Genomic DNA, 25,433 nt, shown 5'->3' with positions numbered 1-25,433 from the left:
TATGACGTCCACGCTCGAAGCACCGGAGGAACCGGTCACGCCGGCCGCGCGCGACGCCTCGGCGCGCCGACGCCGGCCGCGCCGGCTCGGCCTGCGCGACCGGCTCTTCCTCGGTGTCATCGTCGGTGTACCGCTGCTGGCCCTGCTGGTCCTCGTCTGGCTGCCCGCGCTCGCCTCGTTCGCGCTCTCCCTGACCCGCTGGGACGGCATCTCGCTCTCCGAGATCGACTGGATCGGCTGGGACAACTACCGCGAGATCTTCACCAATTACCCGCCGTTCTGGCCGGCCGTCCAGCACAACGTCATCTGGCTGCTCTTCACCGCACTGCTGCCGACACCGTTCGGCATCTTCCTCGCGTACCAGCTCGACCGGAAGATTCGTTTCACCCGGATCTACCAGACCGCGATCTTCCTGCCCATGGTGCTGTCCCTCGCGGTGGTCGGACTGATCTGGGAGATCATCTACAACCCGGACAACGGCCTGCTGAACGGCATCATCGGCGCGGCCTCGCCCGGCACCCACATCGACTGGCTCGGCGATCCGGACCTCAACCTGTGGGCGGTGCTCGTCGCGTCCGCGTGGCGGCACACCGGCTACATCATGATCCTCTACCTGGCCGGGCTCAAGGGGTTCGACCCCGCGCTCAAGGAGGCCGCCGCACTGGACGGCGCGAGCGGCCGGCAGACGTTCCTGCGCGTGGTCTTCCCCGCGCTGAAACCGGTCAACATCGTCATCCTCGTCGTCACGGCCATGGAGTCGCTGCGCGCCTTCGACATCGTGTACGTCCTCGGCGGCGGCATCGGCAGCAAGCCCGGCATGGAGCTGCTCTCCCTCCTGATCACCGACAACATCGTCGGCGAGACCAGCCACATCGGCTACGGCTCGGCGATCGCGGTGATCATGCTGCTGGTCTCGCTGACCGCCATCTGCACCTTCCTCGTACAGAACTTCCGCAAAGAACAGGAGGAGCGGTGACCGCGACCGCCACACCCCCGGCCGCCCCGCCACGGCCACCGCACAGGGCGCCTCCCGTGGAGCGGTCGCGCCCCCGTGCCCAGACGGGCCGCCACCTCTTCCTCGCCGGGGTCTCCCTGCTCTGGCTGATCCCGCTGCTGTGGGCGGTGTACACCTCGCTGCGGCCGTACGAGGACACCGCGAGGAACGGCTATCTGTCCTGGCCCAGCGGTCTGAGCCTGGAGAACTTCACCGACGCCTGGGCGCAGTCGGGTCTCGCGCACTTCTTCTGGAACTCGGTGCTCATCACCGTGCCCGCCGTCCTCGGCACGCTGTTCTTCTCCGCCGCGGTCGCCTTCTACGTCTCGCGCTTCGACTTCCGCTGGAACCTCGCGCTGCTGATGCTGTTCACCGCGGGGAACCTGCTCCCCGCCCAGGTGCTCATCACACCGCTGTACCGGCTGTACCTCCAGTGGAACCTGCCCGGCTGGATGAGCGACTCGTATCTGCTCTACAACTCCTACTGGGGCATCATCGTCATCCACGTCGCCTACCAGTGCGGCTTCTGCACCTTCGTGCTCAGCAACTACATGAAGACGATCCCCAAGGAGATCACCGAGGCCGCGCTCGTGGACGGCGCCCCCGTCTGGCGGCAGTTCCTCCAGATCGTGCTGCCGCTGTGCCGGCCGGCGTTCGCCGCGCTCGCGACGCTGGAGTCGATCTGGATCTACAACGACTTCTTCTGGCCGCTCGTGCTGATCGAGACCGGTGACAAGCGTCCCGTCACCTCCGCGCTCGCGAGCCTGGAAGGGCAGTACTTCACCAATCCCAACCTCATCGCGGCCGGCGCCCTGATGACCGCGATTCCCACGCTGATCGTGTACTTCGCGCTCCAGCGCCAGTTCATCAGCGGTCTGACGATCGGCGCGGGCAAGTAGCCGGACCCGCCCCCGTACCGTCCCTCGTCACCGGAGAGCAGGAGGCCCCTTCCCATGCGCCCACTCACCCGCACCGCCGCGAGAACCCTGCGCGCCGCCCTCGTCCTCGCCGTCACGGCAGGTCTCGCGGTCGCCGCGCCGACGACGGCCCAGGGCCAGGACCGGGCCGAGGCCACCGGCGCGGTGTCCACGGCCCCGGCCGCCGCCACCGGCGGGACGGCCGTCGCCGAGAAGCCGTACATGGGGTGGAGCAGTTGGAGCCTCCAGACCACCTCGTATCCGGGGGTCAACCCCCGCGGCAACTACAGCTTCCTCACCGAGGACAATGTGAACAGGCAGACGGACGCCCTGGCGTCGAAGCTGAAGAAGTTCGGCTACGAGTACGTCAACATCGACGCCGGCTGGTGGCGCGGCTGGGACTGGACGCCGGAGTTCGACGAGTACGGGCGCCAGAAGCCCGACACCGAGCGGTTCCCGAGCGGGATGAAGGCGGTCGCGGACCGCATTCACGGCAAGGGGCTCAAGGCCGGCATCTACCTCCCCGTGGGTCTGGAGAAGGAGGCGTACGGCGGGGGCGAGCCGCGGATCTGGAACACCGACGACTGCACCACCGGGGACATCGTCCACAGCGATCTGCGGACGACCAACGGCTGGGACAGCTCGTACAAGATCGACTTCTCGAAGCCGTGCGCGCAGAAGTACATCGACTCGCAGGCCCGGCTCATCGCCGACTGGGGGTACGACTTCCTCAAGCTCGACGGGGTGGGCCCCGGCTCCTTCAAGAGCGGTGACAACTACGACAACCGCGCGGATGTCGCCGCCTGGCAGCAGGCCATCAAGCGCACCGGACGCCCCGTCCACCTGGAGATCTCGTGGTCGCTCGACATCGACTACGCCAAGGACTGGCAGGCCACGTCCAACGGATGGCGGGTCGACACGGATGTCGAGTGCTACTGCGACACCCTGGTGTCGTGGGAGAACTCGGTCGAGGACCGGTGGCGTGACACCCCCGGCTGGACCCGCTACGCCGGGCCCGGCGGCTGGAACGACCTGGACGCGGTCAATGTCGGCAGCGCCGCCATGAGCGGTCTGACCAAGGCCGAACGGCAGAGCTACATGACGCTCTGGGCGATCGCCAAGTCCCCGCTGTACAGCGGGGACGACCTCACCCGGCTGGACGACTACGGTCTGTCGCTGTTGACCAACCGCGACGTGCTGAAGATCAACCAGCAGCCGGGGAGGCCCGCCAAGCCCGTCACCTCCGTCGGCGACGAGCAGGTCTGGGCGTCCGGGAACCCCGACGGCAGCTACACGGTCGCGCTGTTCAACCAGGGGGACTCGCCCTCGCCCGTGACCGCCGACTGGCAGACACTCGGCTTCACCGGCCAGGCCTCCGTACGGGACGTGTGGAACCACGAGAACCTCGGCCGGCACAAGGACGGCATCACCGAGGCCGTACCGGCCCACGGTTCGCGGCTGTTCACCGTCACCCCGCACGGAGCCGGCCTGAGGACGACCGGGTACGAAGCCGAGTCGCCGGACAACATCCTGACCGGCTCCGCCTCGGTCGCCGGCTGCGACGAGTGCTCGGGCACCAGGAAGGTAGGCAACCTGTACACCGGCGGCACGCTCCAGTTCACGGACGTGGTCGTCAGCAAGGCCGGCCGCTATCTGGTCAAGGTCGCCTACACCTCCCGCGATCCGCGGTCGGTCGGTGTCTCGGCCAACGGCAGGGCACCCGTCGCGACGGCCTTTCCTGCCACCGGCGGCTGGTCGGCGGTCGACTCGATCAGCGTGCCGGTCACCCTGAAGGCGGGCCGTAACACCGTGACCTTCGACAGCGGTGACGGGTACGCGCCGGACATCGACAAGATCGACGTACCGCGCCGCTGACCCCGCTCCGTACCTCCGCGTACCTCCCGTCCGCAGGAATGGAGTTCTTCCGTGCATGACCAGCAGGCGCACCGTCCCGCGCGGTCCGGCCCCGACGACGGCCCGGGTCCCGCCCGCCGTCGGGTGCTCTCCCTCGCCGCCGGCGCCGGAGCCCTCTCCGCACTCGGCGGCCTGCCCGCCTTCGCCGTCACCGCGCCGCCGAAGCGCCCGGCCGTCTCCCCCCTGCTCGCCGACGGCGAGGGCCCGACGACCCGCATGTGGTATCGCGCACCCGCCGGTGACACGACCATGCTCGAACGAGCCCTGCCCGTCGGCAACGGCCGGCTCGGAGCGCTCGTCGGCAACGACCCGGGGCATGAACTGCTCTTCGTCTCCGACGCCACGATGTGGACCGGCGGGATCAATGACGAACTGGATGCGGACGGTCAATTCCCGTATGGCCGGGCCGACTTCGGGAGTCTCACCCAACTGGCGCACGTGACGGTAGACATCCCGGACCACGATCTCGGCGCGGTCCACGACTTCCGCCGCGCACTCGACCTCGACCAGGGCCTGGTCACCTCCGGCTACGTCCGGGCGGGCGTCACCTACGAGCGTCGCGTCTTCGCCAGCCACCCCGACGACGCGATCGTCGTCCATTTCTCGCAGCGCGGCGGCGGCCACTACACCGGCACCCTCTCGCTCGACGGCACCCATGGCGAGACCACCTCGGCGGACGCGGGGACCGACACCCTGTTCCTCGGCGCGCAATTCGCGAACGGACTGCGCTACGGCGCCGCCGTCACCGCGCGCAGCCGAAGCGGTTCGGTCACCACGAGCGGCTCGCGGATCGTCTTCACCCGGTGTGCCGACCTGACCGTGGTCATCAGCGGCGGATCGGACTACGCCCCCGACTCCACCACGGGCTACCGCGCCCCGGGCCTCGATCCGACCGCGCTCGCCAGGACCAAGGTCCGGGACGCCGTACGCCACTCCCCCACCGCTCTGCTGCACACCCATGTCGCCGACTACCGCGACCAGTTCGCGGGGATGAGCATCTCGCTGGGCCCCTCGACGGCCGAACAGCGGTCCCTCGACACCTGGGCGCGGCTGAAGCACCGCGCGCAGCAGGACGTACCCGACCCCGAACTCGAAGCGCTCTACCTCCAGTTCGGCCGCTATCTGATGGTGAGCAGTTCGCGGGACGGTCTGCCCGTGGCTCTCCAGGGGCCGTGGCTGGACGGCAACGACCCGGACTGGATGGGCGATTACCACACCGACATCAACATCCAGATGAACTACTGGCTGGCCGACCGCACCGCCCTCTCGCGCACCTTCGACGCGTTCACCGACTACTGCCTCGCGCAGCTTCCGGTCTGGTCGGAGCTCACCCGGACCCACTTCAACGATCCGCGCAACCGGTTCCGCAACTCCTCCGGCCGGGTCGCCGGCTGGACCGTGGCGTACTCGACGAACATCTACGGCGGACTCGGCTGGTGGTGGCACCCGCCGGGAAACGCCTGGCTCTGCAACTCACTGTGGGAGCACTACCAGTACACGCGGGATCTCACGCACGTGAAGAAGATCTACCCGATGCTCAAGGGCGCCTGCGAGTTCTGGGAGACCCGGCTGGTGACCACGACGGTCGAGGACCCGGAGACCGGCGAGGAGCGCGAGGTCCTCGTCGCCGACAACGACTGGTCACCCGAGCACGGCCCCCAGGACACGAAGGGCATCACCTACGCGCAGGAGGTGGTCCGCGACCTGTTCGCCAACTACCGGGAGGCGTGCGGGCTCCTCGGCCGGGACGCGGCGTTCGCCAGGACGGTGGCCGGGCTCCAGGAACGGCTGTACCTGCCCGAGGTCAGTCCGAAGACCGGTTGGCTCCAGGAGTGGATGTCCCCCGACAACCTCGGCGAGACCACCCATCGTCATCTCTCCCCGCTGATGGGCCTGTTCCCCGGCGACCGTATCCGCCCCGACGCCTCGCCCGCGGCGCTGGTGAAGGGCGCCACCGAACTCCTCGCCGCCCGTGGCATGGAGAGCTTCGGCTGGGCGAACGCCTGGCGCGCCCTGTGCTGGGCGCGGCTGAAGCACGCGGACAACGCGTACGCGCTCGTCATCAACAACCTGCGGCCCTCCGTCGACGGCGGCAACGGGAGCGCGATGAACCTCTTCGACATCTACGAGGTCGAGAAGGGCAGGGGGATCTTCCAGATCGAGTCCAACTTCGGCACCCCGGCCGCCATGATCGAGATGCTGCTCCACTCGCGGCCCGGCCATATCGAGCTGCTTCCCGCACTGCCCGCCGCCTGGGCGCGGTCCGGCTCGGTGACCGGCATCGGCGCGCGCGGCGGGTTCGTCGTCGATCTGAGCTGGCGTGACGGGAAGGTCCGTGAGGCGAGGATCCGCAGTGTCGGCGGGCGCAGGACGAGGGTCACGGCCGGTGGCGTCTCGCACGAGGTGGACGTCCGGTCCGGGAGGACGGTCATCCTGCGGGACTTCGGATGAGCGGGCCCGGGGTGGGTCAGGAGGGCGCCCCCAGCACGGTCAGGGCCGCGTCGAGCGCGGCCGGTGTGGTGGTCGCGTGGATGCTGAAACGTATGCGGTCGTCCCCGTGCACGGTCGCGGTCACGCCCGCCGCGTCGAGCTGTTTGTGGACGGTCGGGGCCGCGCCGTGCGCGATGCCCACCACGACGAGGCCGGCGCGCTCGTGGGGTGCGACGGGTGAGAGCACCGGGAGGTCCGCGGTGAGGAGCCGGTCGATGAAGGCGGTCGCCGTCTCCTCGATACGACGCCGGACGGTGGCGACCCCGACCGACTCCAGCTGGGCGAGCGCCGCCGCGAGCGCCCCGGACGCGAACGGTGATCCGTTGGTCGTCGAGAAGCGCTGCGCGCCGGGGAGCGGTTCGTGGGGCACGCCGTCGTAGCGGGAGGGGCCTTCGACACCGGTCCAGCCGCCGAGGACCGGCCGGAGGCGGGCGAGGCCCCGTGGGGAGAGTGCCACGAAGCCCGTGCCCCACCCCGCTCTGAGCCACTTCTGGCCCCCGACGACGAGCGCGTCCGCCACGGTCCAGTCCTGGTCGACGACACCGAACCCCTGGATGCCGTCGACCACGAGAAGGCGGTCGCCGATCGCCGCGCGGATGCCCGCCAGGTCGGCGCGGAACCCGGTCCGGAAGTCCACCGCGCTGACCGCCACCGCGACGGTGTCCGGCGTGAGGGAGGCCGCCACACGTTCGGGCGTCACCGGCGCGAACCCATCACCGGACACGCCGGGCAGCGTACGCACGGTGATGAGCCCGGCGTCCCGGGCCCGCCACCACGCGTACAGGTTCGAGGGGAACTCCGCGCTGCTGACGAGCACCGCGCCCCGCGGCAGTCCGAAGGCGATCTGCAGAAGACCGAAGGACGTGCTGGGCGTCAGCGCCACCGCACCGCGGTCGAACCCGGTGAGGCGCGCGACCGCCGCGAGCGCGTGCTCGTCCCGCGCGTGCAGTCCCGACGAGGGAACACCGGCGCTCGCCTCCGCCGTGAGCCGGCCGATCGTCTCCACCACCGCGCGCGACGGTGGCCCGTAGCTGCCGAAGTTGAGATATCCGGTCGGCTCCGCGAAGGAGGCGAGGTAGTCGTCGAGCTCTGCCGTCACGCGGAAACTCCCTGGAGAACGATCGGTCGGGACATCCTTCATACCTCACGGCCCGCCGGCCGCCGGACGTCAGGGTTTCATCGGTGCCGCCGCCGCGGCCCCGGTGACGGCCGCGCCCTCCGCCCGGCTCAGCAGCCCGGCGGCCTCCCACTCACGGACGGTGGCGGTCACGGCCCGCAGGAACGCCCGGCGGTCGGCGAACGGCGCCCCCGCCCACAGCCGGTCGAGGAAGGTCGTGCCGCTCGCGTCGGCGCGGTTCGCGACGCCCGCGTCGGTGCCGGCGAACACGATCCGCGGCTCCTCCCGGCGGAAGTAGGCGTGGTAGGGGTCGGTATCGCCCAGGTAGAACGGCTCGAACGGCACCCCGCCCACCGTGAACGTCATCGGCCGCTCCCCCGCCCCGGCGACGGCCGCGAGGTCGCCTTCGAGCGTCAGGGACCCGTACCACGACATCGGCAGGGCCTGCGGGCTCGCCGACTTGGCGACGAGCGCGACGGGCCCATGGAGCAGGGCCTGCAGACCGGGGTCGTCGAGAGCCCGCTCGACCCGCAGCCGGAACGGGAAGCGGGCCTCGACCCGGTCGCCGTTCCGCCAGGTCCTGGCGAGGCTCGCGTACCCGTCGAGGCCCACCGGTACGGTCTGCGGCCGGTTGTTGACCGTGATCGTGAAGCCGGAGCGGGCCCACGACGGCACCCGCAGGCGCAGGTCCAGCCGGCCGCCGCCGGTGATCGTCAGGGTGGTGGTGTCCGACCTGGGGTAGTCGCCGCGCTGGGTCACGGTCAGTCCCCGCTCCGCCCATCGCAGGGTCGACGGGAGGTACAGGTTGACGTAGAGCACGTCGCCGCGCGGTGACCGGAGGTAGATGGAGTCCTGGTACTTGGTGTGGTTCTCCAGCCCGGTGCCGCCGCAGCACGTGCCGGTGTTGCCGTATCCCCGTCGCACGCCCGGGCCGACCGGCACCATGTACGTGACCAGCGGGTCGTCGGTGCTGTCGGTGTCCTGCCGGGAGGCGAGGATCTGGTTGACCAGTGTCTTCTCGTAGTAGTCGAAGAACCGGGCGTCCGGCGCGTGCAGGAACAGCCCCCGTGCCACCTTGAGCATGTTGTACGCCGCGCACGACTCGGCGTTGGTCGTCGTGACGATGCTGCCCGCGATGACGTCCCGCCCGCGGAAGACCTCGCCCTGGCCGGTGCCGCCGTGCACGTAGGTGCGGTGCGGCACGACCATGTCGAAGAAGTGGGCCGCGGCCTTCCGGTAGTCCTCGCCGCCGCCGTTCTCGAAGAGGCGGAGATAGCCGAGGAACTGCGGGATGTGCTGGTTCGCGTGCTTGCCGTCGAGGCTGTCGGTGCCGGCCACGCAGTCGGCGAGCAGCGCGGTGTTGTCGAAGCAGCGCGCCGTGGCCAGGAACGTCGCGTCACCGGTCAGCGCGTACAGGTCGGCCATCACCTCGTTCATGCCGCCGTACTCGCCGGCGATGTACAGCGACCACATCCGGTCGAGCTGCTCGCGGGGCAGCGCGCCGAGCCGGCTGTGCACCCACTCCCCCATCCCGGTCGCGACGGCGAGCGCCGTGGTGTTGCCGGCGAGGGTGTACGCGTCGAGCAGCCCCCGCATGATCTTGTGGCAGGTGTAGTACGGCGCCCAGATCGCCGGGTACGTGACGTACGACTCCAGCTGGATGAACTGCGTCTCGGGGTAGGCCGCGAGGAAACCGGCGTGGCTCGGGCCGGGGGCGCCGCCGGGACCGGTGACGACCGCCGCGTCCCAGCCGCGGCCCGAGGAGTCGGCGACCGCCGAGCCGGACGTCTCGTCGAACCGGTACCAGGCGAGGTTGCCGTGCGTGCCGCCCTCGGCGGCCGCGAGCGCGGCGATCTCCGCCGCGTCGAGGGCACGGTCGTACAGGTGGAACTCGTCGACGGTGCCGGCCAGGTGCGCGTCCCCGAACTGGGAGCGGCCGATCCAGTTGTTCTTCGGGGCGCCCAGGTCGGCCGGTGAGAGCGTCATCGCCGGGTTCGTACCGGCCACCGCGCCGTCGACGTAGAGGGTCCCCGTGCCGCCCGTGAGGGTGACCGCGAGATGGACCCACCGTCCGGCCGGCACGGGCGCGGCGCCCCGGATCCGCTGCTCGGCGGAGCTGCCGCCGGTGGTGATCGCGAAGCGGGGGCCCACTCCGTCGTCGGCGGTCAGGAACATGTAGGTGCCGGTGCCGGTGCCGAAGTCGAACACCCGCGACCAGGTCCGCTTCTCGGCGAGCCGCACCCACACGGCGATGGTGAACGTGCCGAGGCCGTCCACGGTGGCGTCGGGCAGCCCGACGTACTGTCCGTCGCCGCTGAGTTCGAGCCCGCCGCCGGCCCGGCCGGTCGACCACACGGCCGGTGGCGGCGGTGTGCCGGGCCGGCCGACCTGGGCGGTCCAGGCGTCCTGGCACTCCTTGAGCCCGGCGACGACGGCGTCGAGCTTGTCCTTGAACACGGCCTCCCCGGTGCCCGCCCACGCCTGGGCGAGCATCGACAGGAAGTGCCCGCTGTAGTGCCCGCGCAGGTTGCCCGTCGCGTCGTCCCAGCCGCCCGGCGGCTCGGCGCCCCCGGTGTCCAGCCCCGCCGCGGCACGGAAATTGCTGAGGACACGGTCGACGGGGTAGGCGCGGGCGTAGGCGAGGATACGGTCGCGTTTCTCGGTGAACAGGCTCGCCCCGAGGTCGACCTGGTCGAGGGAGAACGGGACGGCCCGCCACGACGCGGGAACCGGGAGGCGGTCGACCCGCGGCCGGCCACCGACACCGGCCGGCCCCACCGGGGCGGCCGGGCCGGCCGGGGCCGCGGCCACCGGTCCGGCTTCGGCCACGCCGGCCAGGGTCGCACCGGCGGCCCCCGCTCCGTACCGCAGCAGCCGGCGACGGGACATCGCGTTGTGCGTCATATCTGCATTCACTCCCGGTCCGAGTCGGTAAAGGGATTCTTCGGTCATGAACGGCGTCGCAATGCTTTTCCGAAACGCTTTCGGTGCGATATCGGCCGGCGACGCCGGAAAGGCCCGCCGGGGTACGGCGGACGGAACACGCTCCCGGCCCGGGGAGACGGTCCGGGCCGGGAGCGGGGGAATTCCGGAAGCCACCGGGTCAAGAACCTTTCCCCGGCGGGCACTTCACCGGTTCCCGCGGTCTGCCTTGGCGGCGGCGCTAGGAGATCGCCAGGTCGGCGCTGGGGAAGGCGGTGAACGACGGGTTGATGTCGGACTCGCCGCCGCGGCCGTCGCAGCCCCGGTCCGGGTTGAACATCAGGTAGGTACCGGCGCCACAGGCGATGGCGAGTTCGGCGTCCCCGCCGACGACGATGTTCCCGGACAGGTTGGCGCCGCCCTGGATCAGTGCGTTGTCCTTGACCACGGCGTTGCCGCCGACGGTACCGCCGTTGACCCAGCCGAGCCCCTCGATGCGGGCGTTGCCGGTGACCGTACCGGCGTAGACCGCGGCCTTCGGGCCGACATAGGCCGTGGCGGCGACATTGGCGCTGTTGGAGACCCAGCCGCCGCCGTTGGCATGCCAGTGTCCGCCGCCGGTCGCGGCGGGCTTGACGTGGCCGGGCTCGAAGCCGGACGGGGTGGCGCCGGAGAGGCGGAACTCGTACGGGAAGCGCCGGGCCTTGGTGTAGCCGTCCAGGAAGCCGTAGTGCGGCACCGCGGTCGGGGTGGCGGTGACGACCAGCCAGACCTCGCTCTCGCCGGACTGCAGCTGGAAGCTGATCTGCCCGTCGGTGCCGGTGGTCAGCGGCGAGTAGCGTGCCGTGCCGTTGCGCATCGCCACCAGGCCGAACGTCCAGCCGCTCGCGCCGGTCTCCGCGTGCCCCTTCAGCCGGATCTTCACGAGCCCCCCGGCCTGCGCGGGCACGAGTTTGATCTTGTTGAAGCCGTAGTCCGAGGGCGCCACCCGCGCGTTGATCCGGTAGTGGCCCAGGCCCTGGTCGACGGCCTCGACGTTGCCCCCGTTGTACGCGTTGAGGAAGCCCGCGCCGTACACGTTGTTGAGGAACGGCATCAGCGTCGAGCGGTTGCCGAAGTCGTAGTTGACGGTGCGGGTGGCGTACTCGCCGACCCTCCGGCCCAGTTCGGACTGGCTGATCCCGGCGATCCGGCGGTACGTCTCCAGCGGGTGCTCGGTGCTGCGCGCCTCGTTCCAGATCCGGTTGAACATCGCCAGACCGTCCCGGTCCTTGATGTACTGCGCCAGCATCCAGTTGCCGTAGTGGTGCCGGCTGGAACTGAAGTACAGGTTCTCCGAGCGCAGCCAGCGGGTGAGGTCCCCGGCCGCGGTGGTGGGCAGCGCCTGCATCGCCATGAACTCGGCGCTGGTCTCCCAGAACGTGCCCGCGCTCGGGTCGACGAAGCCGGCGCCGGACCGGCCCAGGAACGTGTAGTTCTGGAAGACGTGGGCGAGTTCGTGCGCCAGTCCCCACGAACCGGGCAGCGCGGCGCCCGGGGCGACATTGATGACGCCGACCCTGTTGTCCACCGATCCGCCGGTGGCCCAGGCGTCCAGCGCGGTGCGGTTCCAGGTCCGGGTGACGATCACGATGATCTTGTGCTGTGCCAGCAGCCCGGTCTCCGGGGTGAAGGCCATCGTGCTGACGTAGAACCGGTAGAGGTTCTCCAGCTGGGTGATCACGCTGTTCGGGTCGAAGTTGTACGGCGAGGGCGCCGACACCGGGTTGGTGCCCGACTTCTCGCCCCACAGCAGGATGAAGTTGTCGGACTCCCGGCTCCGGTCGGCCGACCAGGGCACCTCGCCCGTCTGGGTCCATCTCGCGGGGATGTAGACGGACTTCGCGGCGGGCGCCGACGCGCGGGCCGTCGCCGACGGCGCGACCGAGGCACCGGTCACCAGCGTGAGGGTCAGTACGACAGCGAGCCACAGTGGCCGTAATCGAGCATGCAGAAGCGTCACGACGGAAACACCATCCCGTTGGGGGCCGATGATGGGCGCCACGCCGACCTTTCGGGCCTTTCCCGGGCACCGGACAAGGACGGTGGACGCAGAGGACTCCGGTGTGCGCGTGAAGGCCGACACTGATGGACGGGGCATCTATTACTGTTGACACTGACGTACGAAAACCCTTTCGGCAACCTTCGGTTCGGGAAAATCACCCGGGATTCTCAGGGCCCCGGCGGCAGCGCCATCCGCTGGACCGGAGTGGTGTTCCCGGCGCGGTCGGTGGCGATGAACTCGAGGATCTGCGGCTCCTCGCGCAGCGCCCTGGTGAACGGCTCCTGGTAGACGCCCCAGAACGTCTCCGGGGTACGCCATTGGACGCGGTCCACGCCGGACACATCGTCGGCGGCGTGGAGGGTCACCTCGACATTGCTCGGTCCGAGCGGACGGACCTCGGCACGCACCGACGGGGGCCGCGTGTCCACCGCGATCTCGCGCGTGGCGTGGACGGTCCGCCCGGAGGGGTCGGTTGCCCGGCCCCGGAGCACGTGGTGGCCCTCGCGGTCCAGGGCGATCACCCCGGTCGCGGGCCGCCAGGCGCCCTCGCCCACCGCGGCCTCCAGGGTGGCGGGCGACACGGAGGTCACCGCGAAGCCCGGCTCCCGTGTGTACCAGCCGGACGGGGCACGGTCGCCGGTCACCTCCACCCGGACCACCGGCAGCGGATCCCCCGCGCCGATGTCGGCCGGGAGCGACCAGGCGACGACGTCCTCGGCGGGCCGCCCGTCCGCGGCGACCGTCCGGGTCACGCGCACCGCGTCCGCCCCGTCCGGGCCGACGACACCGCGGCGCGGCACGGCCGGGCCGTCGAGGGTGCTCGCGGCTGCCGCCAGGAGCACCAGGGTCGCCTCGTCCCGGCTCAGCAGCCCGGATCGGGCCGCCCGCACCACTCCCCGGTGGACCGCGGTGAAGAAGTCGGCGATGTCGGCGTATCCGCCGTCCGCCCACAGTCCGGTGAGGAACGACCAGCCGTCGGCGTCATGGCGGTCGGGTACCCCGGGCGCGCTGCCCAGGAAGGCGATCTCCGGGTCGGCCAGGCGCAGATACATGTGGTGCCGGTGGCCGCCGCCGGACCAGGCGGGTTCGAAGGTCCGGCCGAGCACCGAGACCAGGTCCCCGTCGGTGGTGTGCCCGGCGATGGTGCCGTCGAGACGCCGGTGGGCGGCCGCCGCGACGGGCAGGGTGGTGGTGGCGTCGTCGCGCGCGAGCAGCACGGTGGGGCCGAGTTCCACGCTGACCAGGGTGGGGTCGTCGGGGGTGGGCACCAGCCGCAGCGGCATCGGCAGGTCGAGTTCGACGATGTCGCCGGGGCGGAAGTCGCGGCGCAGTGTCACGAATCCGGTGGCCGGCACCGATGTCTCCACGCCGTCGATCCGGGGGACGGCGGCCCAGGGCGGGATGCGCAGGTGCAGTGCGCCGGAGAAGGCGAGGCCGAACTCGACCGACACCTTCCCTTCGCGGGGGTAGCGGGTCCGCAGGGTCACCTCCTGGTCGGCGTGGCGCAGCCGCGAGGGTACGTAACTCGTCACGTAAAGCTGCCCGGGTGCGTGGAACCACACCGATTCCTGGTGCTTGACGTGGCTCTCCAGGCCGGTGCCACCGCAGCAGGTGCCGACGTTGTCGTACTCGCGCAGGGCGCCCGGGTCCACCGGGTACATGTACAGGACCTCGGGACTGGTGTCCGAGGTGACGTCCGCGCGGGAGCCGACGATGTGGTTGAGCGAGGCGCGCTCGGCGTAGTCGGCGTACCGGCGGTCGAGGGTGTGCCCGAAGAGTGAACGGGCGATCTTCAGCAGGTTGTAGGTGGCGCAGGTCTCGGCGTTGCGCCGCTTGACGAACCCGGCCACGGTGTCCGCGGGGCCCCACAGTTCGCCCTCGCCGGTGCCGCCGTGCGCGAAGGTCCGGCCGGGCACGATCTGGTCCCAGAGGGCGACGACCGCGTCGAGGTAGCGGCGGTCGCCGGTGGCGTCGTACTGGTCGAGGTGTCCGACGAGCATGGGGAGGTGCTGGTTGGCGTGCATGCCGTCGAGCACGTCCCGGCCCGCCACCGCGGCGTCCAGCACGCGGTCGACCTCGAAGGCCCCGGCGGTGCGCAGGAACGACGGCTCCCCGGTGATCCGGTGCAGTCGCGTCATGGTCTCGTTCATGCCGCCGAACTCACCGGCGATGTAGAGGGACCACATGCGCTGCAGCCGCTCCCGGTCGAGCCGCAGGATCCGGCCGGCCACCCAGTGGCCCATGCCGGTGGCGATCTCCAGCGCCTGCCGGGAGCCGACCAGCTCGTACGCGTCGAGCAGCCCCGCCATGATCTTGTGGCAGGTGTAGTACGGCGCCCAGATCTCCCCGTACGGCGCCATGTCCTCCAGCCGCGAGAACTGCCATTCGCCGTACGCCGCCAGAAACCCCGGATGGCTGTAGCGCCCGGTCGCCGTCAGCGCGTCGCGCACCTCGGCCAGGCCCGCGACCATCTCGTCGGCCTTGTCCCGCAGGAGTTCCTCGCCGGTCGAGGCGTACGACAGCGACAGCATGGACAGAAAGTGCCCCGCGTAGTGCCCGCGCAGCAGGCTCGCCGTGGGTGCCACGCCGGGTCCCGGGTAGTCGGCCTCGGACCAGGCCTGCTCGTCGGGATGGCCGAAGTCCTCCCAGGTGCCGGGGGGCAGCGCCCCGTGGGTGTCGAGCCCCGCGTTGGCCCGGAAGACGGCGAGCACCCGGTCCACGGGGAACACCCGGGCGAGATGCAGCATCTGGTCCCTGGTCCGGGAGTGCACCCCGTCGAGAAGCTCGACGTCCCGCAGGGCGAAGGGTCGTGCGTGGGTCATCGGGCCGCCCATTTCTCGATCCCGGCGGCGTCGATCGGCAGCGCGCCCGACAGCACCTCGTGCCCGGTCCCGGTGACCAGGAGGTCGTCCTCCAGGCGTACGCCGATCCCGCGCAGTTCGGGGGGCAGGGTCTCGTCGTGGGCGTGGAAGTACAGGCCGGGTTCGACCGTCAGCACCATGCCGGGCCGCAGTGGCGCGCCCTGGTAGCGCTCGTACGTCGAGGACGCGCAGTCGTGCACGTCCAGGCCCAGGTGGTGGCCGATGCCGCAGACGAGGTAGCGGCGGTGCTGCTGGCCCTCGGGGGCGAGCGCCTCGTCGACCGAGACCGGCAGGAGCCCCCAGTCGTGGAGTCCGCGCGCCAGCACCTCCATGGCGGCGAAGTGGAAGTCGGTGTAGGTGACGCCGGGGCGTACCTGGTCCATGCCGGCCCGGTGCGCGGCCTCGACCAGGTCGTGCACCCGGCGCTGGACCGGTGTGAAGGTGCCGCCGACCGGGAGCGTCCGGGTCACGTCGGCGGTGTACAGCGAGTTCGCCTCGACGCCCATGTCGAGGAGCAGGGTCTCGCCGGGGCGGACCGGGCCGTCGCAGCGGACCCAGTGCAGGATCGGCGCGTGTTCGCCGGAGCCGACGATGGTGTTGTAGCCGGGCCCGTTGCCGACGGTGCGGGCGTGCCGGTCGAAGGTGCCCTGCAGCCAGCGCTCCCCCAGGGCGTCGGCGACGGCCCGCGGGATCTCGTCGGCGACGGCGGCGAATCCGGTGACCGTGTGGTCCACGGCCTCGCGCAGCTGGGCGATCTCCCAGTCGTCCTTGATCATGCGAAGGTCGGAGAGCACCGCGCGGACGTCGTCCGCCGGGCCGCCGGGCCGCTCGCCGAGGTCGCCGATCGGCCGCACCGGCAGGTCCAGCGCGGCCGACCAGGCCGCGAGCCCCGCCGAGGGGCCGACCCACAGTTCCCCGTGGGCCGCGCTGGCGTGGAAGTCGCGTTCGCCGGGCCGGGCCGGAGCGGGCATGTACAGCACGGCGTCGTGGCCGCCCGGGCGCGGCGTCATCACCAGGACCGCGCCCTCGGTCGTGCACGAGGTGGCCCAGACGAAGTCGCTGTCCGCCCGGAACGGGTAGTCGGCGTCGCCGTTACGGCGGGGCGCGCGGCCCGCGGCCAGGACGAGGGTCCGGTCCGGCAGGCAGGCGCTCAGCCGGGCCCGGTGCTCGGCCGCCGCGCGTGCCGCGGCCGGGCTCACCGGTGCCGGGATGTCGCGTGCGGCCCAGCCCTGCCCGATGCGGGCCAGGAAGCCGGGGCTCTCGTCGGCCAGCCGTGGCGGTTTCGTACCGGCGTACGGCGGGGTGGTCCCCCCGGCGTACGGCGGGTTGGCCGTCCCGCCGGCCGGCGGTGTGGTCGTCTCGGTCAACGCTTTTCGCCTCCTCGGTCGCGGACCATCTCCCGCAGCCGGCGCAGCACCCGGCCGTCGGCGATGCCGTCGTGTTCGTACTCGTTGGTCACCCAGGTCTGCGCGTTGCCGACCCGGCTCAGGGTGTCGCGCTGCAGCCCGGCGTCGACGAACACGTCGTCGGCGTAGACGGCGGCGGCCAGCGGGACGTCGTTGGCGGCGAGCCGGGCCGGGTCGTAGAGCGGGCTCCAGACCCGCTGCTCGGCGAGTTCGGCCATCGCGGGTGCGAACGGCCGCAGCGCCCGGATCTCCTCGAACATCCACGGAAATGTCATCTCCGAGGTGAACAGCAGCGGCCGGCGGTCCCCGGCGAACTCCGGCCGCCGGTCCCGTTCGCGCTGGGCCGACCAGCGGAAGGGGCCGTTCGGTCCGTCGCCGTAGATCGACTCCTGGAGGGTCCAGAACAGCGGGTTGCCCGCGTTCGACGTCTTCACCAGCACGGTCTCCAGGAACGCGTCGTCGAGGCGGCCGTCCCGGCGGACCGCCTCGGAGACCAGCCAGTGCAGGCGCTGGTGGCCGGCGCCGAAGCCGAGCTCCCCGCCCAGGGTCTGGAACCGGCGCACCGACAGGGGCGAGCCGTCGGGCAGCGTCACCTCACCGCCGGCGAGCCGGTCGGCGATCGCCGCGACCGCGGCGGCATCCCGCGGGTAGCGCCGGTAGAAGTCGGCGGTCTTGCCGGCCACCCGGTCGAACGTACGCCGGTAGACCTCGTCCGGATCGGGCGGTGTGCCGGGGATTCCGCCGCAGACGTAACAGGCGGTCAGTGCCTCGGGCGCGTGCGACAGATAGGTCAGGGTGATCCACCCGCCGAAGCTCTGTCCGAGGGTGGCCCAGCGCTTGCCGTCGTAAGCCCGGGTCCGGACGTGTTCGAGGTCGCGCACGATCGAGTCGGCGCGGAAGCGCAGCAGGTGGTCGGCGGCCGCACGGGCGTCGGGGAAGCCCGCGATGTCGGTTCCGTCGACCGGGGTGCTGCGCCCGGTGCCGCGCTGGTCGACCAGAACGACCCGGTAGTGCGTCAGGGCCTCGGGCAGCCAGCCGCCCAGCGGGGCGGGCCGGGGATTGGCGCCGCCGGGGCCGCCCTGCAGATAGGTCAGCAGCGGCAGGTCGTCGTGGCGGCGGTCGGGGTCGGTGAACTCCCGGACGAACAGCTCGATGCCCGCTCCGCCGGGATCGGACCAGTCCAGCGGCGCGGCGACGGTGAACTCGCGGACCCAGGCGCCGGGCACGGGGTACTCCACCGGGTTCACGCGGTGGCCCCGGTCGTGTTGGCGCGCCGGCGCGCGTCCCACTCGGGACGGATCCGGGGCACGGCGGCGAGCAGGGTACGGGTGTACTCGTGGCGCGGGTCGTCGAAGACCGCGTCCCGCTCGCCGGATTCCACGACGCGGCCGCCCGTCATCACCGCGACGCTGGTGGCGATCTGCCGGACCACGGCGAGGTCGTGGGCGATGAACAGGCAGCCGAACCCCTCCTCGCGCTGGAGTTCGCGCAGCAGGTTGATGATCTGTGCCTGCACCGAGACGTCGAGCGCCGAGACCGCCTCGTCGCAGACCAGTACGCGCGGGCTCACGGCGAGCGCGCGAGCGATGCCAATGCGCTGCGCCTGTCCGCCGGAGAACTGCGCGGGGTAGCGGTCGACGTGATCGGGGTCGAGCCCCACCCGTTCCATGAGGGCGCGGGCGACCGTCCGGGGGCCGCCGGGAATCGGCCGTTTCTGGTAGCGCAGGGGGGCGGTGACGATCCGTTCGACGGTGTGCCGGGGGTTGAGCGAGGAGAACGGGTCCTGGAACACGACCTGGACCTGGCGGCGCACCTCCAGCAGCTCCTGCCCGTGCAGGGCGGTGATGTCGCGGCCGTCGAGGTGGACGGTGCCCGACGTGACGTCGATCAGCCGGGCCGCGAGCCGCGCGGTGGTCGACTTGCCCGAGCCTGACTCCCCCACCAGAGCGAGGGTCCGGCCCGCGTGCAGGTCGAAGGAGACGGTGTCGACGGCGGTGAACGTGCGCGCGGGGCGCAGCAGTCCGGCCGTACCGGCGACGGGGAATTCCTTGACCAGGTCCCGGGCCCTCAGCAGTGGTTCGGAGCTCATGTGTCGCCTCCCAGGGTCTGGAGCTCGCCGATCTCGTCGTCGATCCGCGGGACCGCTTCGAGCAGCGCCCGGGTGTACGGGTGCCGCGGGTCGCAGAAGATCTGCTCGGCGGTGCCGGACTCGACCACCTTGCCGTGCCGCATGACGATCAGTGTGTCGGCGACCTCGCTGACCACGGCGAGGTCGTGGGTGATGAGGATGAGCGCCGCGCCGGTGTCGCGGCGTACCTCGGCGAGCAGGTCGAGGATCTGGGCCTGGACGGTGACGTCGAGCGCGGTGGTCGGCTCGTCGGCGATGATCAGGCTGGGCTCGGTGCTGAGCGCCATGGCGATCATCACGCGCTGGCGCATGCCACCGGAGAACTGGTGCGGGTATTCGTCGACGCGGCGGGCCGCGTCGCGGATGTGCACGCGTTCCATCGCCTCGATCGCCGCGGCGCGGGCGGCGCGGCGGCTGACGCCGGAGCGGTGCGAGCGGTAGGCCTCGGCGATCTGTGTGCCCACGGTGTAGTACGGGTTGAGCGAGGAGAGCGGGTCCTGGAACACCATCGCGATCCGGTCGCCGCGCACGGCGCGCATCCCGCGTTCGGTCAGTGTGGTGAGGTCGCCGCCGTCGAACTCGATCCGGCCGGTCCGGGTGGCGCCCTTCGGGAGCAGCCCCATGATCGCGAGGCTGGTCATCGACTTGCCCGAGCCGGACTCGCCGACGATGCCGAGGGCGCCGCCGGGCGGCACGGCGAAGTCGACGGCGTCGACCACCGGGGCGCCGTGGAAGGCGACGGTCAGGCCCCGCACGCGCAGCAGGTCGCTCATGACGCCGCTCCTCTTCCGACCCGCGGGTCGATCGCCGAGTACACCAGGTCGACGGCCATGTTGCCGACCACGACGAAGAAGGCCGCGAGCAGCGTCACCGCCATGATCACCGGCTGGTCGTTCTTGGTGATGGAGTCCGCCGCGAGTTTGCCGACGCCGTTGATCCCGAAGACCGTCTCGGTGATCAGCGCGCCGCCGAGCAGGCCGGCGAAGTCCATGCCGGCGATGGTGACGATCGGGGTGAGCGCCGGCCGCAGCGCGTGCCGCCGCCATACCAGGTCCGGTCGCAGGCCCTTGGCCCGCGCGGTGCGCACGAAGTTCTCGTCCAGGGTGTCGATGACGTTGGCCCGGGTGAGGCGGGTGTACGACGAGGCGTAGCCGATGGCCAGCACGGTCCACGGCATGATGAAGTTGAGGAACCACTGCCACGGGTCGTCGGCGAACTGGACGGCCTGCGGGAACGGCAGCCACTGGAGCCACACCACGAGCACGTACTGGAGGGCCAGGGCGAGGACGTAGTTCGGGACCGACATGCCGGCCAGGGTGAGCCCGGCGATGAACCGGTCGGTGAACCGTCCTTCGCGCACGGCGCTGAGCAGACCGCCGATCACGCCCATGACCAGCCAGAGCACGGCCGCGCCGAGGGCGACCACCGCGGTGACCGGCAGCCGCTGCACGATCATGTCGGTGACGAGCTGTGAGGTCTGGAAGGAGTAGCCGAGGCAGGGGGCCGGGCAGTGCACCGTGGACGGGCCGCTGCCGTAGTCGCGGCCCGCGAACAGCCCCTGCAGGAAGTGCAGGAACTGGCTGAGGAACGGGTCGGTCAGGCCGAGGTTGGCGCGGATCTGGTCGATGCGCTCCGGGGTGCAGTTCTTGCCGCAGATCTGTACGGCGGGGTCCGGCGACAGGGCGAAGAAGATGACGTAGGTGAACAGGCAGACCAGGAACAGCACCAGGAGCATGCCCAGCACGCGGTGCACGACGTAGCGGGTCATGAGCGGCCTCCCGGCTCGGCGACGGTCCGGATGCGGTCGCCGAGGACCATGAAGGACAGCACCAGCAGCGCCAGGAAGACGCCGGGGACCAGGAAGTACGTGGGGACCACCGCGTACCAGCTCACCGAACTGGAGATCATCTGCCCCCAGGACGGCGTGGGCGGCACCAGGCCGACACCGAGGAAGGACAGCCCGGCCTCGGTACCGATGTAACCGGGTATCGCCAGGGTCACCATGACCAGGATGGTCGAGCGCAGGTTGGGCAGGATCTCGGTGAAGACGATGGTGGTGCGGGAGGCGCCGGACGCGCGGGCCGCCTCGACGAACTCGCGTTCCTTGAGCGACATGGTCTGCCCGCGCACGATCCGGGCCAGGTACGGCCAGCCGAACAGCGAGATCACCACGACCAGCAGGTACTGCCGGTCGTCCGCGGGCAGCGCGGACAGTACGGCGATCATGAAGATGAGGGCGGGGAACGCCATCAGGAACTCCATGACCCGCGAGATCAGCATGTCGGTCCGGCCGCCGAAGTAACCGGCCAGCAGGCCGAACACCATGCCGAGCACCGTGGTGAGCAGGGTCGCGCCGAGGGCGATGAGCATCGAGGAGCGGGCGCCGTACACGATCCGGGCGAAGATGTCCCGGCCGCTGCCGGGCTCGACGCCGAGCCAGTGCGACCCGGAGATGCCGCCCCAGGAGCCGACCGGCATGCCGCCGAGGTCGGGGTCGATGGCGCTCTGGTCGAACTCGTACGGGTCCCAGCCGCTGACCCGGACGATGAGAGGTGCGAACACCGCCATGAGCACGATCAGTGCGATGTAGCCGAGGCAGGCCACGGCGACCGGGTCGCGCAGCAGGGCCCGGGCCACGCTCCGGCGGGGATCCGGGGCGGTGCCGGGGGTGACCGGTGCGGTCACCTCCGTCACCTGCGGGCCGGTTGACGAGATCGTCATGTCAGCCCTTCGCCGGGTCCTTGAGACCGATGATCCCGTAGTCGACGTCGCCGCTGGGAGCGACCACCCCCGCCAGGTTGCTGCCCGGCAGGTAGATGCGGTTCGCGACGTTCAGCGGAACGAAAGGAGCCAGCGCCATGATCTTCTTGTCCAGCTCGCCCCAGGCCTTGTTCGCCGCGGCCAGGTCGGTCATCGCGCCGATCCGGTCGATCTCGGCGTTGACGGCGTCGTCGTCGAGCTGGGCGAGGTTCTGGTTGCCCTTGTCGGTGATCTTCCGGCCGTCGAACAGGGGCGGCAGGAACGTCGACGCGCTCGACGCCCAGTCCGGGCACCAGCCGGTGATCGCCGCGTCGTGCTGCTGCGACGGTGTGCCGATCGTCTCGTAGTAGGTCGCCGCGTCGATCACGTTCAGCTTGACCTCGATACCGGCCCGCTTGAGCGCCTGCTGGATCGCCTCGCCCTGGCCCTGGTCGAGCTCCTTCGCGCGTACGTCCAGGGTCATCGTGAAGCCGTTCGGGTAACCCGCCTCGGTGAGCAGCTGCTTGGCCTTGGCCGGGTCACCGGCGTTGTCCGCGCTCGGATAGGGGTCGTAGTCGACGTGGCCGGAGACCGTCGCCGGCAGGAGGCTGTTGGCGAGCGTCGCGAGCTGCCGGCCGCCGCTGGCGTTGAGCACCGAGCCTTTGTCCACCGCGTAGTTGACGGCCTGGCGCACCTTCACGTCGTTCAGGGGTTTCTTCGTCGTGTTGAGACCCATGTACGTGAGACAGGTCGACGGCGCCTTGACCGTCTGCGCCTTGGCCTGCGGTGTCTGCAGGCGGGCAATGGTGGCTGTCTGCACGGTGCCGGAGATCGCGTTGATGTCGGTGCCCTGGCCGGCGATGAGACGCTCGTCGATGGTGGCGCCCTCGACGCCGATGGTGAAGCGCCACGCGTCGGGGTAGGCCTTGCGGGCCGTGTCGCTCTTCGCGTCCCAGTGCGGGTTGCGCTTGAGCTGGATCAGGCTGCCCGGGGTGAGTTTCTCCAGGTCGTACGGGCCGGAGGAGACGACGTCCTTGATGAACGAGCCGCCCGCGCCGGTGCCGACCGGGAACGGGGTGCCGCTCGGCTGGGACAGCGCCGCGTCGAACTCGGGGAACGGAGCCTTGAGATGGAAGACGATCGTCCGGTCGTCCGGCGTCTCGATCGTCGGCAGGTCGCCCGAGCGGTACGGCCCCCGGTAGCCCTTCGGGGCGTCGATCAGCTGTTTCAGGTACGGAGCGCCGATGCCGATCTCCGGGTCCCAGCCGCGGCTGATGCCGAACTTGACGTCCTTGGAGGTGATCGGCGCGCCGGTGTCGAACTTGATCCCGTCCTTGAGCTTGTAGGTCCAGGTCAGGCCGTCGGCGGAAACCTTGCCGAGGCTCTCCGCGAGGTCGGGGACCATCGCGTTGGGGTCCTTGGCGTCGTTGGGCGCCTTGGTGATGAGCTGGCGGTATATCAGGCGGTAGAAGGCGTTGACGCCGCCGTCCCATCCGCGGGTCGGGTCGAGATAGGAGAAGTCGGTCGACTGCAGGACCTGTACGGTCCCGCCCTTGACCGCGGGCCCGCCGCTCCCACCGCCGGTGGCTTTGGACGAGGTGCCGCCACCGGTGCATGCCGAAAGGGCGAGTGCGCCGGCCGCCAGCCCAGCGAGCGCCGCTGAAGACGAGGTTCTCTTCAAGGGGTCCTACCTTCCGGTCGGGTGCGGGCAGCCCGGCCGTCCGGCGGAGCAGGACGGGTGACGGGCCGGCGGACCAGCGACTATGTGCGGAAACGGTGGGCAGATACGCTGCGAATCCGGTGGGCCGCCGGGCAGAGCGGAGCGCCCACGACCGGTCCCACGGAGAGACCGGGATCACAGCGAGCCCGGCCACTTGAGGAGACAGTAGTATGTGACACCTCCCGGGAGAAGAGGTTCCGCGAGAATTTACCGGGGTGACATTCCGGTTCCGGGGCACGCCGACGAGCCCGCCCGGCTCGGCCGGGCGGGCTCGTCACACCGGTGTCTCACTCCTCCGAGCGGCCGTTCCACCAGCCGAGCACATGGCCGATGTGGGCGGTGAGCAGCGTTTCCGCACCCCGCCCGTCGCGCGCCTCCAACAGGTCCACCAGGCTGTGGTGTTCGGCCGCCGAACGGGCCAGCTCGGCGGTGCCGACCATGTCGGCCAGGCCCACCATGCGGGTCTGCTGCCGCAGGTCCTTCACCATCGCGACCAGCCGGCGGTTGCCGTGCAGTTCCAGGAGCCGCAGATGGAAGGCCATGTCGGCGGCGAGGTAGGCCGCCAGATCGGCCGCGGCGGCCGAGTCGACGATCACCTGGGCCCTGCGCCGCAGGTCGGCGGCGGCCTCCGGCTGCAGCGCCCGCGCGATCTCCCGCATCGGCGGCGCCTCCAGGAGCTGGCGCAGCCGCACAATCTCCCAGAGGTCCTGCTCGCTGACCTCGGTGATCCGGAAACCCTTGTTGCGCACCACGTCGACGAATCCGCGTCCCTGCAGGTTGAGCAGGGCCTCACGGACCGGGGTGGCGGAGATCCCGAACCGCGCGGCCAGCGTCGGCGCGGTGACCAGGGTCCCCGGGGCCAGTTCACCCGAGACGATGGCCGCGGCCACCGCGTCCTCCACCGTGCCGCGCAGGCTCGTCCCCACCGACACCGGGCCGATGATTGATGAGCTCATCCGCGCCGTCCTCCCACCACTAAAATGTCACATCCCGCCGACCGCCGTCGGCCGGCGCAGTGCCGAGTATCCCATTCACCGGTCGTCGCAGGTGCGGGGGTACATCGACACGGAGGTCCATCGGGACCGGCGCCGCCAGCACCGGCACCGGCGCCGGTGACCCCCGCTATGTCACCGACCGCCGGAGCGTGTGGTCGTGTACGGCCCGGCCGCACCCGGGGGCTCAGAACTCGAATCCGGCCGGGTAGGGATCGGTCGGGTCCAGCATGTACTGGCCGATCCCGGTCACCCAGGCCCGGCCGGTGATGACCGGCAGCACCGCGGGCAGGCCGCCGACCGTCGTCTCCCCCACCAGACGGCCGGTGAACCGGCTGCCGATGAAGGACTCGTTGACGAAATCCCGGTGCAGCGCCAGCTCGCCGCGTGCGTGCAGCTCGGCCATCCGGGCGGACGTACCGGTGCCGCAGGGCGACCGGTCGAACCATCCGGGGTGGATGGCCATGGCGTGCCGCGAGTGCCCGGCGTCCGAACCGGGGGCGATGAACTCCACGTGGTGGCAGTGGTCGACCCCGTCGATCAGCGGATGTGCGGGCGGCGCCGACGTGTTGATCGCGTCCATGATCGCCAGCCCGGCGCTCAGGATCTCGCCCTTGCGCGCGCGGTCGAACGGCAGCCGTACGTCGTCGAGGTCCACCATGGCGTAGAAGTTCCCGCCGAACGCCAGGCTGTACCGGACCTCGCCGAGGCCGGGCACCTCGACGGTCTCGTCGAGCCGGTCGCAGTACGCGGGCACGTTCTCCAGTGTGACGCTGTCGGCGTGCCCGTCCTTGACCGCGACGTTGGCCACCACGAGCCCGGCCGGGGTGTCGAGACGGATGGTGGTCACCGGCTCGACGACCTCGACCATCCCGGTCTCGACCAGCACCGTGGCCACCCCGATCGTGCCGTGGCCGCACATCGGCAGGCACCCGGAGACCTCGATGAACAGCACGCCGAATTCCGCGTCGGGACGGGTCGGCGGCTGCAGGACGGCCCCGCTCATCGCCGCGTGGCCGCGCGGCTCGTTCACCAGCAGCCGCCGTACGTGGTCGAGGTGTTCGGCGAAGTACAGCCGCCGTTCGTTCATGGTGGCGCCGGGAATCACCCCGACGCCGCCGGTCACGACCCGGGTCGGCATGCCCTCGGTGTGCGAGTCGACCGCGGAGAACAGCCGGGACGTACGCAT

General features: G+C 71.0%; 17 protein-coding genes. 4 read left to right on the top strand and 13 right to left on the bottom strand.

Annotated elements, in window-relative coordinates; translation table 11 throughout:
- The first annotated feature begins 1 nt into the window (after nt 1).
- The 4 genes from AB0P17_RS16800 to AB0P17_RS16785 are packed head-to-tail and all read left to right on the top strand — an operon-like array spanning nt 2 to nt 6,276.
- Entirely contained in the window at nt 2–976 is a 975-nt protein-coding gene (locus AB0P17_RS16800; protein WP_365811609.1) for a sugar ABC transporter permease, read from the top strand.
- Between the two features lie 56 nt (nt 977–1,032).
- Nucleotides 1,033–1,893 carry a carbohydrate ABC transporter permease gene (locus tag AB0P17_RS16795; protein WP_365811787.1) on the top strand — a complete coding sequence of 287 codons (861 nt, stop codon included), beginning with the start codon at nt 1,033–1,035 and terminating at the stop codon, nt 1,891–1,893.
- A gap of 54 nt (nt 1,894–1,947) precedes the next feature.
- Nucleotides 1,948–3,786 carry a CBM35 domain-containing protein gene (locus AB0P17_RS16790; RefSeq protein ID WP_365811607.1) on the top strand — a complete coding sequence of 613 codons (1,839 nt, stop codon included), beginning with the start codon at nt 1,948–1,950 and terminating at the stop codon, nt 3,784–3,786.
- 51 nt (nt 3,787–3,837) lie between these two features.
- On the top strand, nt 3,838–6,276 hold the full coding sequence (locus tag AB0P17_RS16785; RefSeq protein WP_365811604.1) for a glycoside hydrolase N-terminal domain-containing protein: 2,439 nt from the start codon (nt 3,838–3,840) through the stop codon (nt 6,274–6,276).
- A 16-nt stretch (nt 6,277–6,292) separates the two neighbouring features.
- On the opposite strand, the gene AB0P17_RS16780 is transcribed toward AB0P17_RS16785, so the two are convergent.
- From AB0P17_RS16780 to AB0P17_RS16720, 13 genes are all read right to left on the bottom strand, one after another.
- Nucleotides 6,293–7,414: an aminotransferase class V-fold PLP-dependent enzyme gene (locus AB0P17_RS16780; RefSeq protein WP_365811602.1), complete on the bottom strand. Its 1,122-nt coding sequence runs from the start codon at nt 7,412–7,414 to the stop codon at nt 6,293–6,295.
- A gap of 69 nt (nt 7,415–7,483) precedes the next feature.
- Nucleotides 7,484–10,336, bottom strand: coding sequence for a beta-L-arabinofuranosidase domain-containing protein (locus AB0P17_RS16775; RefSeq protein WP_365811600.1), 2,853 nt, complete (start codon nt 10,334–10,336; stop codon nt 7,484–7,486).
- Nucleotides 10,337–10,595: 259 nt separating this feature from the next.
- Entirely contained in the window at nt 10,596–12,356 is a 1,761-nt protein-coding gene (locus tag AB0P17_RS16770) for a DUF6055 domain-containing protein (RefSeq protein ID WP_365811598.1), read from the bottom strand.
- A 209-nt stretch (nt 12,357–12,565) separates the two neighbouring features.
- A complete protein-coding gene (locus tag AB0P17_RS16765) occupies nt 12,566–15,220 on the bottom strand; it encodes a beta-L-arabinofuranosidase domain-containing protein (RefSeq protein ID WP_365811596.1) in 2,655 nt (884 codons plus the stop codon).
- Nucleotides 15,217–16,626, bottom strand: a complete 1,410-nt coding sequence (locus tag AB0P17_RS16760) for an aminopeptidase P family protein (RefSeq protein WP_365811594.1) — start codon at nt 16,624–16,626, stop codon at nt 15,217–15,219. The genes AB0P17_RS16765 and AB0P17_RS16760 overlap by 4 nt, the downstream gene beginning before the upstream one ends.
- The gene (locus AB0P17_RS16755) at nt 16,623–17,891 is read right to left on the bottom strand and encodes an alpha/beta fold hydrolase (protein ID WP_365811592.1); all 1,269 of its coding nucleotides are present in this window, start codon (nt 17,889–17,891) and stop codon (nt 16,623–16,625) included. The genes AB0P17_RS16760 and AB0P17_RS16755 overlap by 4 nt, the downstream gene beginning before the upstream one ends.
- Nucleotides 17,892–17,908: 17 nt before the next feature.
- Complete coding sequence (locus tag AB0P17_RS16750) at nt 17,909–18,754, bottom strand: ATP-binding cassette domain-containing protein (RefSeq protein WP_365811590.1); 846 nt, start codon at nt 18,752–18,754, stop codon at nt 17,909–17,911.
- Complete coding sequence (locus tag AB0P17_RS16745; protein WP_365811588.1) at nt 18,751–19,566, bottom strand: ABC transporter ATP-binding protein; 816 nt, start codon at nt 19,564–19,566, stop codon at nt 18,751–18,753. The genes AB0P17_RS16750 and AB0P17_RS16745 overlap by 4 nt, the downstream gene beginning before the upstream one ends.
- Nucleotides 19,563–20,561: an ABC transporter permease gene (locus AB0P17_RS16740; protein WP_365811587.1), complete on the bottom strand. Its 999-nt coding sequence runs from the start codon at nt 20,559–20,561 to the stop codon at nt 19,563–19,565. Before AB0P17_RS16740 ends, AB0P17_RS16745 begins: the two co-directional genes overlap by 4 nt.
- Nucleotides 20,558–21,514, bottom strand: coding sequence for an ABC transporter permease (locus AB0P17_RS16735; RefSeq protein ID WP_365811585.1), 957 nt, complete (start codon nt 21,512–21,514; stop codon nt 20,558–20,560). Before AB0P17_RS16735 ends, AB0P17_RS16740 begins: the two co-directional genes overlap by 4 nt.
- Nucleotide 21,515: 1 nt before the next feature.
- Nucleotides 21,516–23,213, bottom strand: a complete 1,698-nt coding sequence (locus AB0P17_RS16730) for an ABC transporter substrate-binding protein (RefSeq protein WP_365811583.1) — start codon at nt 23,211–23,213, stop codon at nt 21,516–21,518.
- Between the two features lie 326 nt (nt 23,214–23,539).
- Nucleotides 23,540–24,208, bottom strand: a complete 669-nt coding sequence (locus AB0P17_RS16725; RefSeq protein WP_365811581.1) for a GntR family transcriptional regulator — start codon at nt 24,206–24,208, stop codon at nt 23,540–23,542.
- Between the two features lie 223 nt (nt 24,209–24,431).
- A complete protein-coding gene (locus AB0P17_RS16720) occupies nt 24,432–25,433 on the bottom strand; it encodes a proline racemase family protein (RefSeq protein ID WP_365811580.1) in 1,002 nt (333 codons plus the stop codon).

Origin of the sequence: Streptomyces sp. NPDC088124 (assembly GCF_040685895.1) — a bacterium.
In the GTDB taxonomy this organism is placed as follows: domain Bacteria; phylum Actinomycetota; class Actinomycetes; order Streptomycetales; family Streptomycetaceae; genus Streptomyces.
This window is presented reverse-complemented; position numbering and strand designations above follow the sequence as displayed.